Here is a 19,471-nt window from a genome sequence, read left to right as displayed (position 1 = left end):
GGGTGAGGGGATTGGCTGGGGACGGGGGAGGCGGCTCTATCTGAAATGAGATCCCGCAGGCACCTAGCAGGACACTCAGGCCGATCGCAATGAGGCTGTGCCCAATCCGTGGATAGGGCGACGGGCACTTGATGAAAACAGGGGTCGCTAGTGACAATGCTGGCAGACGGATCATGACCCTCCTTCGTCTGACTGTGCCGTCAGGTGAGTGCAGTAGAATTATTATCTACCACTTGCTGCCGCAGCTCATTTTCCATGCCCCGCACGCCTACGCTTTCCTTCGATCGCGGCACCCTGATCCTGCACCCACCACCACGGGGGAAAGCCTGGATTGAGTATGCGGTTTGGGACGATCGCGTAGAACGGTTTCGGATTCCTGCAAACCAATATCGGCCCCTGGTCGAGAGCCTACAAGCAGAAGGGACCGTTTTTACCGATCGGGCAAAAGCCTTTGCACCTCTGACGCTCACCCCCTGTTTAGAAATGCCCCCCTATCCCCATCAGCAGGCAGCCCTTGCCGCTTGGCAGCAGGCGGGACGGCAGGGCGTCGTTGTTCTCCCCACCGCAGCGGGAAAAACCTACCTGGCCCAGTTAGCCATGCAGGCCACACTGCGCCATACCCTGATTGTGGTACCCACCCTGGATTTGCTGCACCAGTGGTATGCCCACTTGCTGGCGGCGTTCCCCGATGCCGAGATTGGTCTCTTGGGCGGTGGCGCCCGCGATCGCAGTCCCATTTTGGTAGCGACCTATGACAGTGCAGCGATTCATGCGGAAACCCTGGGCAATCGGTATGCCCTCTTGATTTTTGACGAATGTCACCACCTGCCCAGCGACTTTAATCGGGTGATTGCCGAATATGCGATCGCGCCCTACCGCCTTGGATTAACCGCCACCCCCGAACGGGCCGATGGTCGCCACACCGATCTCGATCGCCTGATTGGGCCAACCGTGTACCGCAAAGCACCGGAAGACCTAGCAGGACAGGCCCTCGCCCACCATGATGTGGTCCAGATTAAGGTGAACCTGTCCCAGTGGGAGCGCCAACGCTACGAGGCCCTGATCCAGGAACGCAATGCTTTTCTCAGCCAAAGCAAGATTCGGTTGGGTAGTCTGGAGGGGTGGCAACGGTTTGTCCAGGTGAGTGCGACTTCAGCAGCGGGTCGCAAGGCTATGTTGGCCCACCACGAGGCGCGGGCGATCGCCCTAGGGACCGATGGCAAGATCCGCGTCCTCACCGATTTACTCAACCAACACTATCCCGAACAGGTATTAATTTTTACCAATGATAACGCTACCGTTTACCGCATTTCCCAGGATTTCCTGATTCCCGCCATCACCCATCAAACCCCGGTCAAGGAACGTCACGATATTCTCGATCGCTTTAAGCAGGGGATTTACAAAACCCTGGTTGTCGCCAATGTGCTGGATGAAGGTGTTGATGTGCCCGATGTGCGGATTGCCATTTTCCTCGCAGGCAGTGGTTCCACGCGGCAATTTGTCCAACGGTTGGGGCGGGTGTTACGCAAGGGAACGCAAGTCAATAAACAGGCGATTCTGTATGAAGTGGTTGCGGCGGATACGATCGAGGAACGTACCTCCGATCGTCGTCGCCAGGGAACCCAAGTGGGAGAGGCGGACCCGCAAACGCGCGATCGCGCCACTCAGTTAAATCTTTTACCCACGACGCCTTACCCAATGCCGCGCCCCAGCCGTCAACCCCGTGCGGCTGAGCCGGGAGCCAGTTGGGCGGATGGGGAAGCCAATCAGAAAAACCCAAAAGGGCACCCCGATTCATAGGGGATGGGGACAGTTAAACTCCCCCAAGAGGAGATGAAATTGCTGATGAGCGCAAAATTTATTGAGCGCAAAATTTATATTTTCGAGGTGCTTCCAGGGATGAAATACTCAAATAAAATCTTCAGGTCCAATTAAGCTAGCGTCAACACCGGGCAAAACTGCTAACAGTTGCCCCGTATTGCGATTTGTCAGCAAGGTCTCAATTTGCCCATCTTGAACATATTGATCCAACCCTTGACTAATGGCCAAATTAGCAAAGATGAGGCCACTAGGAAGCTTGATAAAGTCTTCTAAGTCATCATAGACAACAATGTCAAAGGTATCACTTCCCAAGACATAAATATCAATGCCTGGTCCCCCAATCAGGGTATCTCGGCCTAAATCGCCTGCTAAAATATCATTTCCCCCTTCCCCCAACAGCGAATCATTGTCTTTACCGCCGTAGAGGATATCATCCCCATTGCCACCGCTGACCGTATCATTGTCGCGATCGCCATAGACCGCATCGTTACCATCGCCGCCATCAACGCGATCGCTCCCCTTCCCGCCCCGCAGCGTATCATCGCCAGCTTCACCCACCAATTGATCATCGCCTTGCCGACCGTGCAGGAAATCATTACCGCCTCGTCCGGCTAGGGTATCGTTGCCATTGCTGCCCGTGAGGCGATCGTTTCCCTCGGTTCCCACAATATTTCCACTGGTATTACCGGAACCTGGATCGCCAGCCCCCGGATCATTGATACCGCCATCACCCAGGTTAGGGATCACATTATTACCCGGTGCTAGACCAAATTTTTGTACCCAATAATGGTTGTTGTTCTCACTACCCGTATCGTTCGCCAGGAAAAAATAGCCAACCCCAATGCTTTGGTAATTAGGATTGAGAATATTAGCTCGATGTCCAGGACTATCCATCCAGCCAGCGACGACATCTGCTGGCGATACATAACCTCCCCCAATATTTTCACCAACTCCCCTAGGAAAACCAAAAGCCGCCGCCCGACTATCTGGATCTGATCCGTTTAAACCGGTGTGACTGAAATAATCATTCAAGGCCATATCTTCACTGTGGGCTTGGGCAGCGTTGATCAGGCGTGAGTCTGGAACAAGGGGACGCAAGCCCAGCTTGGCCCGTTCCTGGTTTGTTAGGGCGATAACTTGCTGGATAAAGGCGATCGACATGGGGCTTTCCTCCAGATAGCTAGATATGAAGGGTCACAAAAATAGGATGCCCGGAATGCAGGCAAAACTATCACACGAATTAGGATCTGCGTGTTATTCTAATCCTGCAATCAGGATGCCTGGTAGCTTGGACGTAGACAGGTTCCGGGCTGATCTAAAGTTAATACAGTGAATACATTGGTATCAAAATGCTTTTCAAATAAGGCACAGGTGGTCGCAAAGTCGTGCATGAGTTGCTGCTGATCGGTGCTAGACAGAGGCAGCAAACAGGCTTGATGGTGGGCGAGATCGAGACAGCCAAACAACCGCTGACAATCCTGGTAATACTTGCGGGTGTCTAGGATATGGGCTTGCCAGACGGGAACGATCGCCTTGGGAGGAACGAGGGTCAGCTTGGGATAGCGATACATCAGAAATAAAAATTGCAAGTAGGCCATGAGCTTATGTTGCATTGGCTGCGCTGCGATGGGTGAAGCCATCCCTGCGGGCGTTGTGAGTTTGTCCGCGATCGGTTGGAGGTCAAGTTGCTGCAACTGGGCGAGGAAACGGCGATCGGCTGGGGATAGATGGGACGTGGTAGAAAACATGGTCACAACCCGTGTTTGGTACCCTTCACCGATCTATCAGCCTGAACTGCCCCTAATTATGCAGAACTGCCAAATCCACCACCGCCAGGGGTTTCAATCACAAACACATCCCCCGGCTGCATGGTGACGGTTGCAGTATGAGCCAGCGTTTCAACCGTCCCCTGGCCCCGTTCTACCCAATTGCGGCCCACGGCTCCTGGGTTCCCGCCAGCCAGGCCAAAGGGCGCTACCCGCCGATGGCTGGACAAAATACTGGCCGTCATCGCCTCCCGGAAGCGCACCCGTCGCACCACGCCATTGCCCCCCTGGAACTGACCGACTCCGCCACTGTTGGGCCGAATCGCAAAGGTTTCTAAGACAACTGGGAATCGCCATTCCAGAACCTCCGGATCAGTCAAACGAGAATTGGTCATGTGGGTATGGACGGCATCGGTGCCATTGAAGCCGGGACCAGCCCCGGAGCCGCCGCAGATGGTTTCGTAGTATTGATAGCGATCGTTGCCAAAGGTAAAATTATTCATCGTCCCTTGCGAGGCTGCCATCACCCCCAGGGCACCATAGAGGGCATTGGTAATCGCTTGCGAAGTTTCGACATTACCGGCCACCACGGCAGCGGGATAGTGGGGATTGAGCAGACACCCAGCGGGAATATGAATGTGTAAGGGTTTGAGGCAACCGGCATTCAGCGGGATATCATCATCCACCAGGGTTCGGAACACGTAGAGGACAGCCGCTTTGCATACCGCTGCGGGGGCATTGAAGTTACTGGCTTGTTGGGGAGAAGTGCCTGTGAAGTCGATCGTGGCCTCCCGTTTGGCGCGATCGATGCGTACCGTGACACAGATCTGACTACCATCGTCCAGTTGATAGGTAAAATGGCCCTCCTTAAGCACCTCAATCACCCGTCGTACCGAGGCTTCGGCATTATTCTGAACATGGGCCATATAGGTTTGGACAGTGGCTAGGCCATAGTGATCGACTAGTTTTCGCAAGGCTTGGACACCGCGTTCATTAGCCGCAATTTGGGCTTGCAAATCAGCGATATTTTGCACCGGATTTCGCACGGGATAGGGACCGGTTGTGAGGATTTCTAGTAAAGCCGCTTCTTGGAATTGGCCGCGATCGACGAGCTTAAAATTATCGAGTAAGACGCCCTCTTCTTCAACCGTGCGACTGTGGGGGGGCATCGAACCGGGGGTAATCCCACCAATATCGGCATGGTGTCCCCGTGAGGCGACGTAAAACAGGGGCTGATCAATCTCGGAATTGGCCAAGAATACGGGTGTTATGACCGTGATATCCGGTAAATGGGTGCCGCCATTGTAGGGATTGTTGGACACATAAACATCCCCTGGTTTAAGACTATCTCCCTTCGCTGCCATTAGGGCTTGCACACTTTCGCTCATGGAGCCTAAATGGACGGGGATATGGGGCGCATTTGCGACTAATTGGCCCTCGGTGTCGAAAATGGCACAGGAAAAGTCGAGACGTTCTTTGATATTGACGGAATAGCTGGTGTTTTGTAGGGTTACCCCCATTTCTTCGGCGATCGATCGCAGCAAATGATTAAAAATTTCCAACATGACCGGATCGGGTCCGGTTGTCAGATCATTTGGGTCTTGGTTGGGCGGGTTCACGGGGATTTGGGATTGCCCCGCGATATTTTCGGCCAACCCGCCCCTACGAGGGACCATGTTTTCTGTATCACCCACCTCTGGGCGATCGATCGATAAACCCAATAAACCCGCCCCCTGGTTGTCCCTGGGTTCCATGATGGGCGGGTTCACGGGGATTTGGGATTGCCCCGCAATGTTTTCGGCCAACCCGCCCCTACGAGGGACCATGTTTTCTGTAGGGGCGGGTTCACCCACGTCTGGGCGATCGATCGATAAACCCAATAAACCCACCCTCTGGTTGTCCCTAGGTTCCACGATGGGCGGGTTCACAGATCGGGTTGGTTGGCCCGCGAGATTGTCAGCAAACCCGCCCCTACGATCGGGGATAACGGTCAAAATCAAATGATTGCGGGGGGTTAATTCGGCCTGCCAACCGGGTTCAACGACGATCGTGCTGGTGGATTCCATGATGAGGGCAGGACCGATCAGGCGATCGCCGGGAACCAGATTGGCCCGTAAATAAACCGGGGTGTCATGCCAACGGCCCGCTGTGTAGATGGGGACGGTGGTGGTGGGTTGCAAGGGGGAGGTGCGGGTGTCCGATCGCGCCCTTTCCGCCGGAATCGGCATTTGACCGACTACTTCTACCGATAGGCTTTCCACCACTAGGGTCTTGTGGGGTTGGCTAAACCCATAGCGCTGCTGGTGGACCTGCTCAAAATCCTGGCGCATCTGGGTTGCTTTACCAAAATTGACCAGGAGGGGTGCATCGGTGCCCTCATAGCGCAGGAGGACCTTGGGTAACACCTGTATCTGGGTTGCACTTACGCCCTGCTGCTGAATTTCGGCTTTCCCAGCAGCGGCGAGTTCATCCAGGATTGACGCGAGGTCGGGGATTACATCGGGGGTCAGGGGACGCTCGATCGCCCGTTGTCGCAGGGTGCGTAAATCCGCTAACCCCATGCCATAGGCCGAGAGAACCCCCGCATAGGGATGGAGAAAAATCTGCTTCATGCCCAGCAGCGTTGCGATCTGACAGGCGTGTTGGGCACCGGCCCCGCCAAAACAGCACAGGGTGTACTCCGATACGTCATACCCCCGCTGGATCGAGATTTTTTTGATCGCATTGGCCATTTTCTCCACCGCGATCGCCAGGAATCCCGCTGCGACCTGCTCCGGCGATCGTGGGTCCCCGGTGGCTTGCCGAATCGTTTCGCTCAAGGCTTGAAATTTTTGGCGCACCACCTCAGCATCTAGGGGTAGGTCGCCATTGGGACCAAATACCTGGGGAAAAAAGGCCGGTTGGATCTTGCCAACCATGACATTGGCATCGGTCACCGTTAACGGTCCGCCCCGCCGGTAACACGCTGGTCCCGGATTCGCCCCCGCCGACGCTGGCCCCACCCGATAGCGGGCACCATCAAAGGCCAAAATCGAGCCGCCCCCCGCCGCCACCGTATGAATGGCCATCATTGGCGATCGCAGCCGTACCCCCGCCACTTCCGTCTCAAACCGCCGCTCGTATTCCCCGGCATAGTGGCAAACATCGGTGGAGGTGCCGCCCATATCAAAGCCGATGATTTTCGTGAACCCGGCGATCGCGCTCGTTTGCACCGCACCCACCACACCCCCCGCCGGACCCGATAGGATACTATCCTTCCCCTGGAACAAGCGGGCATCGGTCAAGCCACCATTCGACTGCATAAACATCAGCAGGGGACGCTGCTCCACAGGCATGTCGGGATGGCCGTTTAACTCGCTGGCCACCTGATCGACATAGCGGCGCAAAATCGGTGACAGGTAGGCATCGACCACCGTCGTATCGCCCCGGCTGACCAGCTTCATCAAGGGGCTAACTTCGTGAGAAAGGGAAACCTGCGTAAAACCAATGTGGCGGGCGAGTTTCCCTAGTTGACGCTCATGGTCAGGATAGCGGTAGCCATGCATCAGGACGATCGCGCAGGCCCGAATACCGCGATCGTAGGCAGCTTGCAGGGCGGGCAACAGGGTCTCCCGTTGCAAGGGCACCAACACCTCACCCTGGGCACTCACCCGCTCCGGGACTTCGATCACCTGCTCATAGAGCATTTCCGGCAAGATAATTTCCCGCGCAAAAATATCAGGCCGATTCTGGTAGCCAATGCGCAAAGCGTCGCGAAACCCCTGGGTAATCAGCAACAACGTGCGATCGCCCTTCCGTTCCAGCAAGGCATTGGTCGCCACCGTTGTCCCCATTTTGACGACACCAATCTGGTGCGCGGGTAGGGGCGCATCGGCAGGCACCCCCAACAGGTCACGAATACCCTGGATCGCCGCATCCCGGTAGCGATCGGGATTTTCCGACAGCAGCTTATGGATGATCAGGTGACCATCGGGGCGTTGGGCGACGATATCGGTGAAGGTGCCGCCGCGATCGATCCAAAATTGCCAGCGTGTCATGGTGAGGGGCCTAGGGAATCAGCAGGGGTTGGCGATCGGCGGCCATTTGCTTGGGATCAGCCTCGAAAAGTTGGCCGTGGTTCAGGGTCCAGCAGCGATCGGCGATCTCTAGTAAGTCTCCCGTTTCATGGGTAACGACCAATAAACTCCAGTGCTGCTTGAGTTTTGCCAACAGGGTCACCAATTGTCGCCGCATGGACCAGTCTAATCCGGCAGTCGGTTCGTCCAAGAGCAGCAGGTGGGGTTGGCGAATCAGTTGTACTGCTAGAGCTAGCCGTCGTTGTTGGCCGCCGCTCAGGGATTGGGGAGCCGTGGCTAGGGGGAGTTGTTCTAACCCGACTTCCGTGAGGGCTTCGGTGATTTGATCCATACGCAAGCCGGGATGTCCGAGGCGCAATTCCTCTAGGATGCTATTGCCGCAAAAGTGCCGTTCCGGAAACTGAAAGACCAGCCCGCCCAGTTGTTGCAGGTGTAGGGAGGTGAGTTCCTGATCACGCCAGTAAATCTCGCCTGCCGTGCATTCCGCTAACCCGGCCAGGATCTCCAGAAGCGTACTCTTGCCTGAGCCACTGGGGCCGATGATCAATCCCAATTGTTGGGGGGCAAATTCCAGCGTGATTGATCGCAGGATCGGGGTCGCCGTGGCGGGGGGATGATAGCTGACGTTTTTGAGATAGAGCATTAAACGCGCATGACGATAGGCTAAAGACGAGAGGAAGCACTGCCCACAGCAGATAAAGTATGCCTGTGATGCTAAGCACCAGTATCCTATTGTACCCAACTGTTTCGAGTGACCATCGGGAAGCCCCGCTTAAATTTCAAGCCGGATTTCAGGATGCCTTCGTGTTCAGACAGTCGCAACGACGAACCCCCATGTTACGCTAGGGGTGTTTTGTCAATATCCATATTGAGATAGTCACCATGAGAATTCTGGTCACAGGGGGTGCAGGATTCATCGGTTCGCATTTGATCGATCGTTTGATGGATCAAGGACACGAAGTCTTGTGTTTAGACAATTTTTATACGGGGCATAAACGCAATATTTTGAAATGGCTGGATCATCCGTATTTTGAACTCATTCGCCATGATATTACTGAACCCATTCGTTTAGAAGTGGATCAGATCTATCATCTGGCTTGTCCTGCTTCCCCGGTTCACTACCAGCATAATCCAGTGAAAACCATCAAAACCAATGTGATGGGTACACTCTATATGTTGGGGTTAGCCAAACGGATTGGTGCTCGTTTTTTGTTGGCATCAACTTCGGAGATTTATGGTGATCCCAATGTTCATCCCCAGCCGGAGGAATATTGGGGAAATGTCAACCCGATCGGGATTCGATCGTGCTATGACGAAGGCAAGCGAGTCGCAGAAACCTTAGCCTTTGACTACCATCATCAAAATGGCGTTGATATTCGAGTGGCGCGAATATTTAATACCTATGGCGCACGAATGTTGGAAAACGATGGGCGGGTGGTGAGCAATTTTGTGGCGCAAGCGGTACGCGGGAATCCCCTCACGGTCTATGGTAATGGGTCACAAACACGAAGCTTTTGTTACGTGTCTGATCTGGTTGAGGGCTTGATTCGCCTGATGAATAGTGATTTTGTTGGGCCAGTCAATTTGGGTAATCCGGATGAATACACCATTCTGCAATTGGCGGAAACGGTACGGGAGATGGTCAATCCCGATTTAGAAATTGTCTATAAACCGTTACCACAGGATGACCCCCGCCGCCGTCAGCCTGATATTACCCGTGCCCGCACCCATTTAGATTGGCAACCGAAAGTGCCGCTACGAGAAGGCTTAGCAGCAACGATCGCTGATTTTCGTGAACGTATTAATCAAGAGGGACATTAAAACTATGCGTGTTTGTGTAATTGGTACCGGCTATGTTGGTTTGGTCACGGGTGTTTGTCTTGCCCATATTGGCCATGAGGTCATTTGTATTGATAACAATGAAGACAAGATTAAGCTCTTAAAAGCGGGACAATCTCCCATTTTTGAGCCAGGTTTGGTGGAGATTATGAAGGCGTCAACCGAGGCAAACCTGCTGTCATTTAGTACGGATTTGGCGGCAGGGGTTCGGCACGGAGAAGTCCTGTTTATCGCGGTAGGGACACCAGCTTTACCCACTGGTGAAAGCGACACTCGCTATGTGGAGGCGGTGGCTCGTGGAATTGGTCACTGTCTGAGTGGTGGTGAACAGGGCTATAAGGTGATTGTGAACAAATCAACGGTGCCGATCGGGTCAGGGGACTGGGTGCGCATGTTGATTATGGATGGCATCACGGATGGCAAGAAGAATAGCGAGGGGGCAGCACCAAAGTCGAGTATTACGGCTGAGTTTGACGTGGTCAGTAATCCGGAATTTTTGCGGGAGGGGTCGGCGGTTTACGATACCTTTAATCCCGATCGCATTGTGCTGGGGAGTAATAGCCAGCGGGCGTTGGATCTGATGCAGCAGCTTTATGCACCGATCATCGATCGGAAACTGGAGCCTGAGTATCTTGACCTGACCAATCCAGTGCCAGTTGTGGTGACGGATCTCAACTCGGCGGAGATGATCAAGTATGCGGCAAATTCGTTCCTGGCCACGAAGATTAGTTTTATCAATGAGATTGCCAATATCTGCGATCGCGTGGGGGCCGATGTGGTGCAAGTGGCTACGGGCATTGGCCTCGATTCGCGGATTGGCGGCAAATTTTTGCAAGCTGGGATCGGTTGGGGTGGGTCTTGTTTTCCTAAGGATTTAGCAGCCCTGATCCACACGGCAGAGGACTATGGCTATGACACCCAACTACTCAAGGCTGCTGTTAGCACGAATCAACGCCAGCGCATGATTGTGGTGGAAAAACTGCAACAGGTGTTGAAAATTCTGAAGGGGAAAACCATTGGTCTGTTGGGCTTGACTTTTAAGCCGGATACAGATGATATGCGGGATGCGCCGTCGTTGGATTTGATTGAACATCTCCATCGACTGGGGGCCAAGGTGAAAGCCTATGATCCGATCGTGTCGCAAACGGGCCTACGGTTTGGCATTTCTAATGTGATTGTGGAAACGAATTTGGAGCAACTAGCTGATGGATGTGATGCCTTGGTGGTGGTCACGGATTGGCCGCAATTCCAAAGCCTGGACTATGTTCAAATTGCCCAATTGATGCATAACCCAGTCATGATCGATGGGCGGAATTTCCTCGATCGTGAGGTGCTGCAAAATGCAGGCTTCTATTATGTGGGTATTGGTCATTAAGACTCGTAGGGTAGGTATTTTGCCTGCTGATGACTAGGTTAAGTAACCACAAAGACACGAAGAACACAAAGTTTCACCAAGCTCTTAGTGTTTCTTGGTGGCCTTTGTGCCTTGGTGGTTCAATTCAAGTTTGATTCAATGATCTGTAATTCAGCTTTCATAATTTTGAGGTTACTGATATGAAACTTTGGCACGCTCTAATCGCCACGCCGTTAGTTATTTTAGGCGCTTTCGATAATCCAAGTCATGCGCAAATAAAACCCGATACTAGCTTACCCAATAATTCAGTCGTTTCACAACAAGGTAATCTCTACACGATTACAGAAGGCACGATCGCGGGTCAAAATCTCTTCCATAGTTTTGAAAGTTTTTCGATCCCGCAGGGCGCGATCGCGGACTTTACCCAAACATCACCCGTCGAGAATATCATCAGTCGCGTGACGGGTAATTCGATTTCAAATATTCAGGGAACGCTGCGATCGGCGAGTGCGGCTAATTTTTTCCTACTGAATCCCAATGGCATCCTGTTTGGCCCCAATGCGCGGCTAGAGGTGGGGGGATCGTTTTTGGCATCTACGGCCAGTGGGCTGAAATTTGCCGATGGGGTTGAGTTTGGGACGGAGGTGACGAATCAACCGAGTTTGTTGACGGTTTCGACGCCGATCGGGCTGCAATTTGGACAGCAGATGGGCACGATCACCAATGCGGCCCGTAATATTAATCCGGTGTTTAACTACCCCAGTGGTTTGGAGGTGCTGCCGGGACGAACGTTAGCATTAGTGGGGGGAGATGTGGTGCTGACGGGTAACCTCTGGGCGGCTGGGGGCAATCTTGAGGTGGGGGCAGTCGATCGCGAAAGTTATGTGGGTTTAGCAGCGACGCCCCTAGGCTATCAGCTTGATTTTTCCCCGGTGTCTGATTTTCGGGATGTGGTGATGCAAAATCAGGCGCGACTCGACACGACGGGGCCAGGTGGTGGTCGCATTGCTGTATATGGAAACCAGGTAAGTTTACGGGAGCGATCGGCGATTACGGCCAATACGATCGACGATCGGGATGGGGTAGGAATTGATATAAAAGCATCCGATCTCAAACTGGAAGACAAGTCCTTTATTTCGGCATCCACGATCGGGGCGGGCAATGCTGGCAGTATCACGATCCAGGCCAATACGATTGAACTGCTAGGCAGCGGCAACCTGCTGGAAAGAATTAGGAGCTTACTGGAAGCCAGACCCCAGGATGCGATCGCGTCTGGAGAGGGGGCGGGTACTGGGGATGTATTTGATGATGGCATTCTCACCCTGAGTATAGGAGCCGGAAATTCCGGGAATTTGACCATTACAACGGGTAAGCTATCCCTTGATAATGGGGCAGCGATTTTAACCTCAACCTACGGCACGGGTCAAGGTGGCAACCTAACTATTAATGCCGCCGAGGTAATTCAGATCGAAAATGCTTTCTTGGCGACAGGGACGGACGGTCTTGGTAAAGCCGGGGATATCGCGATCGCGACGAAAGACCTGTCCCTGAATGGTGGCTATATGGTAGCCATTACCCTGGATCAAGGTCGCGGGGGAGATATTGAAATCAATGCCGAAAGCATCTCATTGCGTACCACGACTGAACTGACATCAGATCATTGCGTACCACGACTGAACTGACATCAGAGACAATCAGGGGGCTAGCCCTAGCAATCGGTCTGAGTGCGATTTTAACAGAAACGATCAGTGAGGGCGATGCGGGTAGTTTAACGATTAACACCCGTGATTTGGTCGTCAGCGGCGGCAGTCAGATTAATACTGCTAACTACCGTGGTACGGGAAATTCAGGAGATATTACCGTTAACGCTGACTTAGTTTATCTCGCTGGCACCAGTAAGAATCCCATCACGATTCTAGGAGTGCCGTCACCAGCACCTAGCGCCTTATCTTCGAGTACCTTAGCAGAAGGCAATGCCGGAACATTAAGGGTGACAACCAATCGTTTAGTGTTGAAAGATGGCGGTGATATTAGTTCTTTTAGCCGAGGGGCAGGCAATGCGGGGAGCATCATTATTACAGCATTAGAGTCTGTTGAAGTTACAGGACGGTGCGACTGTAGCCCACTGAAAGGTTCAAGTACCATTCGAGCCGGTGCGCTGATTCCTCCTGATCGTCCTGTTCCACCCACTGGCGATGCGGGCAGTATTATCATCACAACACCACGACTTCTTGTTCAGGATGGGGGTGAAATTGGTGTGAATAACGAGGGGACAGGCGATGCGGGAAGTTTGATTATTGTTGCGCCACTCGTTCAACTGATAGAGGGCGGAAAACTAACGGCAGAAGTTCAGTCCGGTCAGTTTGGCAATATTGAGGTTTATAGCGAAAATCTCCAACTGCGTCGCGGGAGCCAAATCACCACCAACGCTGCCCAAAAAACATCAGGGGGCAATATTTTTATTACAACCACTTCGCTCAGCGCTTTGGAAAATAGTGATATCTTTGCCAACTCCCGTGGCGGGCCGGGGGGACGAGTGCGCATTGCCGCCCAGGCCATCTTTGGAGCCGCCCCACGCCGATCGTCCACAGACCGCAGTGATATCACCGCTAGCTCCGCCCTAGGCCCAGAGTTTGACGGGCAGGTTGAGCTAACTATCCTGGAGCGTGATCCTGGCCGAGGATTGTTTGCCACCCTTCCCACTTTTCAAGACCTCCCCCCAGTTGAAGAGGGGTGTCGATCGGGCACCTCTCGCTACCACAATACGGGCTGGGGGGGATTGCCACCAGACGTTGGGGGAACCCTGCCCAGCATGGGAGGATGGTCCGATCCCGTCGTCCCGATCGCCCCCGCGCCCCCGCCCCAAGCCATGATCCTTCCCTCTATCACCGAGGTCACCCATTGGCAAGTCAATGCCAGGGGGCAAGTTGAGTTAGTGGGGGCCAGTCCCTTCAACCCGCGTATAGACCCACAGGAGCCATTCGAGAACCTCCCCAATCCCTGCCCCACCAGCCACCCCACCTAAAGCATTGGAGTTAGCTGCCATGTTCACCCGCACAAAAGCCTACCAACGCTTTCTCTTCCTGCTTATTGTGGTCATTCTGCTCATGATGGCGGCAGCGGCAGTGGGCCAACCCGCCCCGGTTGCGCCCCAACGATCCTCACCCACCTGGTTTTCCCAGGCTAGTCGCGCCGAAAGCCAACGCCAACAGGCTGCCCGCCTAACGGCTCAAGGCCATGAGCAATTCAACAGCGGTCAGCCCGAAGCCGCCCTCCACAGTTGGCAACAAGCTCGCCAGTTATACCAACACCTCGACTACGCGGAAGGGATTGCGGGCAGTCGCATTAACCATAGCCTTGCCCTATTAGCCCTAGGGCACGATCGCCAAGCCTGTAGCGAAGTGTTGTCGGTGCTGCCCCTCACCCGTATTAGCGCCCGTTGTCGGTTACAAGATTACCGCCAGCGTCTGACCGATCGCGAACAAACTGCCCTCGCCCAGGAACTTGCCCGCCTTGACCCTTCCCCCCTGACTGCGCTTGGATTACGGGTTGCAGGTGAGGCCCTCCGTAAATTAGGTGAGGTTGAGATTGCTCAGCAGTTGGCTACCCAAGGCTTAGCGATCGCCCAGCCCCTTGGCGATCCAGCCGAGATCGTCAGGCATTACCTGAGTTTAGGCAATATTGAACGACTCGCCTATCTCGCCCAGCAAGCCCTAGCCGAACGACGCAACCACAAGCAAATTTTGGAGCTGCAACCCGTTATCACCTTGGCCCAAAACATAGCAAACCTTTATGAACAAGCCAACCAGGTTGAGCTGGGGGCCGAGGCCCTGAATCTGCGATCGCTGATCCAGGTGAATTATCTTGATTTTTTAGTTGAATATGCTGAATGGCTACAATCCCATCGCCTTTACCCAGAATTTGAGCAAGAACTCCGCCGGGTACAAGATCGCCAACGGGCGATCGTCACCACCCTCCTGAGTACCCCCAACCCCTGGACGAATTTACCCACAATCGAAGCCATTCACGCCCGCCTTCATCTGGCCAAAAGCCTACTCCAGCTACCAGAGCTAGGCCCCGATCTACCGGCAACTGCCCAACAATTGATGACCACTGCCCTGGATCTGGCGCGTCATCTACACCATCAACGCCTCCAGGCGATCGCGCTAGGCCAATTAGGCTACCTGTACCAGGTGATGGGCCATCTACCGCAAGCTAGACAGTATACAGAACAAAGTATTCAACTAGCCCAACGGCTCAAGGCTCCAGAGTTGACCTTTCGCACCCAACATCAACTGGGCCAGATCCACCATCAATTCGGCGATCACCATGCCGCGATCGCCGCCTATACCGCCGCGATCGTCGATCTAGACCAGATTCGCAAAGAAATTTTATATAACAGTTCAGATCTTTTATTTCCCTTCAAAACCGACATTGAACCCATCTATCGTGAATTAATTGAACTGTATCTAGAACGAAAAAATCAGCCCAGTCAAGATACTTTACAAGCGATTATTCAGATAAACCGTAAATTCCAACAAGTTGAATTAGAAAATTTTCTCAAATGTGGTCTGTACAGCACTGGAGAGCAGCGTTTTCTAGAGCAGGAAATTACTAAACGTCTTGGCAATAATCTTCATGCTGATGATGTCATTATTTACCTTATTAACCTCAAAAGTAGTCATAAAATTTTGACAATTGTGAATTCACCAAGATATTCTGAAAAGCTAATCGCTAAGATCATAGATTGGCAGGAAGTCGAGTCTAATTTTAATCTTATCCAAAATCATTTGGGTGCTGCCAAGATTGATGAAAATAACTTTAGCGATCGCTTGCAGCAGGCCCTTCATCAATTCTATGCCGCTCTTATTCAGCCGATCCGTCCTGCACTACCCGCCTCCGGCAACCTGCTCTTTGTGATTGACGGTGATCTGCAAGGTATTCCCCTGGCTTTACTTCAGGATGAAAACGATCGCTATCTCATCGAAGACTACAGTATTGCCTACGTGCCCGGCTCATATATTCGCCCCCTAGTCCCCCTCAATCCTAAACGGGACCAGGCATTGCTATCCGGCGTTAGTGTGGGGGAGAGTTTTACCCGTGCGGGCCTTGATCCGCTAGAGAACATTACCACCGAAATTCAGGGCATCAAAGCCTTTGTTAAAACCCATACCATTCTGCTCAATCAGCAATTTACAGTTCAAGCCCTCCAGGATCGTTTGCAACATGCCCCGATCACCATTCTGCACTTGGCCACCCACGGGCAATTCAGTTCTGACCCTGCTGAGACCCGCATTTGGGCCTATGACCAAGCCCTCTCCCTAGAGGATCTCGATCGCCTCCTGTGGGAAAGAACCCAACGGCATCCCACCAACCTAGAACTGCTCGTCCTGAGTGCCTGCGAAACGGCCAAGGGCGATCGCCGGGGCGATTTAGGGTTAGCGGGCGTTGCCATTCGCGCAGGGGCACGGAGTACCCTCGCTAGCCTGTGGCAGGTAAACGATCAGTCCACAGCCCTATTCATGAAACAATTCTATCGATCGCTCACCCTGGGTAAAAGCCGAGCGGCTGCCCTCCGTGAAGCGCAACTCGCCCTATTACATAACCCCGATCATGATCCCGATTGGTACCCGGCATACCAAAATCCCTACTACTGGGCAGCCTTTATCCTGATTGGCAGTTGGGTATAGACAGTACGCCTCATGCCCCTTGTCATTGTGGTGTGGGTTGGGAAAGGGGCGCGTTATGATAGAGCCGTACAGTGGTCAGATTCACCGCTGATTTAAGCTAAGTAAAATGCTGCATCCGTGGGTAAGGTTTGCCAAATGGCCAGCATTACCCATCGCTTGGGGAGCATGTGCCAGAGTCAGTAGATTCTCCTGCGGAGACGCTAGGCGGACGAAAAACAGTTATGGGGTAGGCATCCTGCCTGCCATCTAGACAGCCGAGACGGCTATTCCACAAGCTCATGACAGTCAAGCCGGCCTTGTGGGTTAGGCATCCTGCCTGCCATCTAGACAGTCCATTCCCCCCCAGCACTCTGCTGCGCCTGTTCCTTCTGTGAGGTTATGCCAGAAATGAAGCAGGACCCCTCACCCATGTCGCCCTTACCCGGCTCAGCCGCTGGTACTGCGGCTGAGCATCGTCTGCCCACTGAACGAGAAGCCACCTCCCAGGAACGCCCTACCCACCCGGCAACGGCGATCACCCGGATTCAACACCTCCTCAAAGGACGACGTTGGGGTAACTGGGTAACGGGTACGGTTGTGCTGCTAGCTGCCCTAGCTACTGGTTTGGATATCCCCCTGGTCCAAAAACTGGAGCGAGAAACCCAGGCTCTCTTTTTCGAGTTGCGGGGTCCGGTGCCGACGCCCGCTGATATTGTCATCCTGACGATCGATGATAATGCGTTGACCCTGGGACGCGAGTATCAACAGGAAGTAGACCGGTATCCCTACTTACCCCTGATCCAAACCTGGCCCTGGCGACGAGAAGTCTACGCCCTTGTCATCGATCGCCTACTTCAGGCCGGGGCGCGATCGGTCTCCCTAGACTTACTATTCACCACCCCTAGTCTCTATGGCCCGGAGGACGATCAGGCCCTAGCGGCAGTCCTCGAGCGGGAAGGTGAACGGGTTGTGCTGGCGGCCCAATACGTGGGCCAGGAAAATCTTCCTGGTAGCGCTGGTCGCATTGATCGGCTGTTGGCCCCCCTCCCCCTGTTTGAAGATCACGCCCTGATGGGCACGATTAACTACCTGATTGAAGCCAATGGCCGCATTCATCAACTGGGTAGCCAATTCGTTAATGAGCAACTTCGCCGCCTTCCCCCCCGTGAAGCCTTAGCCTTGCAAGGCGTCGCTGGGGGGGTGCCCACCTTTGCTGAGGCAACGCTCCAGGTAGCCCAACTGTCCTACCCAACGCCCGCCGGGAGTAACCTCTTTTTCTATGGTCCCGCCCCCGTGTTTGATCAGGTGCCCTTCCTGGATGTGTTGGATGCTAATAACTGGGCAACCCGGTTTCAGTCAGGGGCCTATTTCCGAGACAAGATTGTGCTAGTCGGATCGACCGCGATCGCCCACCAGGATTTCCATCCCACCCCCTTTGCCAATAGCTGGCTATACCCCGAAAGAATGCCAGGGATTGTGATCAACGCCACGGCGATCGCGACCCTCATGCAAGGTCGGACGATCGCGGCAGCCATCCCCCCGGCTCCCCTGCGCGGCTTGGCCGTCTTACTCATCACGGCAGGAGCCGCCTGGGTGCTAACCCGTCCACGATCGTTGTTGGGGCGGTTGGGGATTGCCATCGGTCTGGGCAGTGGGTGGGTGGCTCTGGGTTATGTAACCTTTGTGCAGGGGGCGCTGATCCTGCCCGTTGCCCTGCCTGCTATGACGATTGTGCTGGGCGGATTAGCGCAATTGGTGATTGGCACCGTCCAGGAACAACGCAAGAAACGGCAGTTGCGGGATACCCTCAAACACTACGTCACCTCGCCGATCGTCCAGGAAATTATCAGCCAGCAGGATGATCTCAAGGATCTGCTCCAGGCGCGTCAACAAGCCTTGGCCGGAACCTTCCTGAGCAATCGCTATAAAATTGTGCGCGTCTTGGGGTCCGGCGGGTTTGGCGAAACCTATGTGGCTGAAGATACCCAGCGACCGGGCCAGCCCCAGTGTGTGGTGAAGCAACTGAAGGTTGTTACGGATAATCCGAACGTCCTGCACCTGGCACGGCGACTGTTTCGGACGGAAGCCGATTCCCTAGAACGTTTAGGGCGACACCCCCAAATTCCTGAATTGCTGGCTTTTTTTGAAGAAGGGCAGGAATTTTATATCGTGCAGGAGTTAATTGACGGCTGTTCCCTGGCTAGTGAGTTCCTGATTGAACGGCGATTGTCGCCAGTGCGGGTGGTCCAACTGCTAGCGGATCTGCTGCCCGTGCTGGCCTTTATCCATAACCAGGGTGTCATTCACCGGGATCTCAAACCCGCCAACATCATTCGTCGCCAGTCGGACCAGCGGCTCGTGATCATTGATTTTGGTATTGCCAAGAAATTGTCTACCCAAATCGCGGATATGGACCCCAATACTAAATTTACGATCGCCGTGGGGACACCCGGTTATATGCCCAGCGAGCAGTCGGCGGGACGCCCCCATTTCAACAGCGATGTCTATGCCCTGGGGATGATCGCGATCGAGGCCCTGACGGGTCTGCCCCCCCGGAGTTTTGAGCAGGACCCCACCACCGGGGTGCTTAATTGGCACGCCTTTGCCCCCCAGGTTCCCCCGGCCCTTGTGACCCTGTTAGATCAGATGGTGCACCACGACTATACCCAACGCTATGCATCGGCCCAAGCTGTCCTGCAAGCCCTAGAGCAACTCCCGCCTGAACTGCAACCCGTCCTCAACGCCCCATCCGCCGCCACCGCCGAGACGCAAGTTGCCCCCCCGCTGGAGGGTGCTGTCCTAGCGTCAGGGGCAGCAACCCTCAATGACCCCCAGTCTCTCAGCGATCGCGAACTGGTTGCCTGGTCAGCCCACACAGCCTTCTTGCCCAAGGCCGCCCCGCCAGATCTAGAAACAGACCCAGAGGACCGCAGTACGATCCTGTTG

At 54.1% G+C, this 19,471-nt stretch carries 11 protein-coding genes; 7 read left to right on the top strand and 4 right to left on the bottom strand.

Annotation, left to right across the window (positions count from 1 at the left end; genetic code table 11):
* Positions 1 to 255 precede the first annotated feature (255 nt).
* Positions 256 to 1,800: a DEAD/DEAH box helicase gene (locus ACWIUF_RS20070; RefSeq protein WP_448574310.1), complete on the top strand. Its 1,545-nt coding sequence runs from the start codon at positions 256 to 258 to the stop codon at positions 1,798 to 1,800.
* Between the two features lie 108 nt (positions 1,801 to 1,908).
* Here ACWIUF_RS20070 and ACWIUF_RS20065 read toward each other — a convergent pair whose 3' ends face one another.
* The 4 genes from ACWIUF_RS20065 to ACWIUF_RS20050 form a co-directional block, all read right to left on the bottom strand.
* Positions 1,909 to 2,982: a CAP domain-containing protein gene (locus ACWIUF_RS20065; RefSeq protein WP_448574309.1), complete on the bottom strand. Its 1,074-nt coding sequence runs from the start codon at positions 2,980 to 2,982 to the stop codon at positions 1,909 to 1,911.
* Positions 2,983 to 3,092: 110 nt separating this feature from the next.
* Positions 3,093 to 3,569 carry a hypothetical protein gene (locus ACWIUF_RS20060; protein WP_448574308.1) on the bottom strand — a complete coding sequence of 159 codons (477 nt, stop codon included), beginning with the start codon at positions 3,567 to 3,569 and terminating at the stop codon, positions 3,093 to 3,095.
* A gap of 56 nt (positions 3,570 to 3,625) precedes the next feature.
* Positions 3,626 to 7,624 (bottom strand): hydantoinase B/oxoprolinase family protein, encoded by a 3,999-nt coding sequence (locus ACWIUF_RS20055; protein ID WP_448574307.1) that lies wholly within the window; start codon positions 7,622 to 7,624, stop codon positions 3,626 to 3,628.
* A gap of 10 nt (positions 7,625 to 7,634) precedes the next feature.
* The gene (locus ACWIUF_RS20050) at positions 7,635 to 8,306 is read right to left on the bottom strand and encodes an ABC transporter ATP-binding protein (RefSeq protein WP_448574306.1); all 672 of its coding nucleotides are present in this window, start codon (positions 8,304 to 8,306) and stop codon (positions 7,635 to 7,637) included.
* Positions 8,307 to 8,545: 239 nt separating this feature from the next.
* Between ACWIUF_RS20050 and ACWIUF_RS20045 the strand changes: the two genes are divergently transcribed.
* The 6 genes from ACWIUF_RS20045 to ACWIUF_RS20020 form a co-directional block, all read left to right on the top strand.
* Positions 8,546 to 9,484 (top strand): UDP-glucuronic acid decarboxylase family protein, encoded by a 939-nt coding sequence (locus tag ACWIUF_RS20045; RefSeq protein WP_448574305.1) that lies wholly within the window; start codon positions 8,546 to 8,548, stop codon positions 9,482 to 9,484.
* 4 nt (positions 9,485 to 9,488) lie between these two features.
* Positions 9,489 to 10,877, top strand: a complete 1,389-nt coding sequence (locus ACWIUF_RS20040) for a UDP-glucose dehydrogenase family protein (protein ID WP_448574304.1) — start codon at positions 9,489 to 9,491, stop codon at positions 10,875 to 10,877.
* 179 nt (positions 10,878 to 11,056) lie between these two features.
* Positions 11,057 to 12,538: a filamentous hemagglutinin N-terminal domain-containing protein gene (locus ACWIUF_RS20035; protein ID WP_448574303.1), complete on the top strand. Its 1,482-nt coding sequence runs from the start codon at positions 11,057 to 11,059 to the stop codon at positions 12,536 to 12,538.
* Positions 12,517 to 13,881, top strand: coding sequence for a hypothetical protein (locus ACWIUF_RS20030; RefSeq protein WP_448574302.1), 1,365 nt, complete (start codon positions 12,517 to 12,519; stop codon positions 13,879 to 13,881). Before ACWIUF_RS20035 ends, ACWIUF_RS20030 begins: the two co-directional genes overlap by 22 nt.
* 19 nt (positions 13,882 to 13,900) lie before the next feature.
* Entirely contained in the window at positions 13,901 to 16,546 is a 2,646-nt protein-coding gene (locus tag ACWIUF_RS20025) for a CHAT domain-containing protein (RefSeq protein ID WP_448574301.1), read from the top strand.
* A gap of 408 nt (positions 16,547 to 16,954) precedes the next feature.
* Positions 16,955 to 19,471, top strand: a 2,517-nt coding sequence (locus ACWIUF_RS20020) for a CHASE2 domain-containing protein (protein WP_448574300.1), incomplete at its 3' end; no start/stop codon positions are given.

The organism is Trichothermofontia sp., assembly GCF_053493415.1.
Note: the sequence above shows the minus strand (reverse complement) of the source record. Positions and strands in the feature narration are given on the sequence as shown.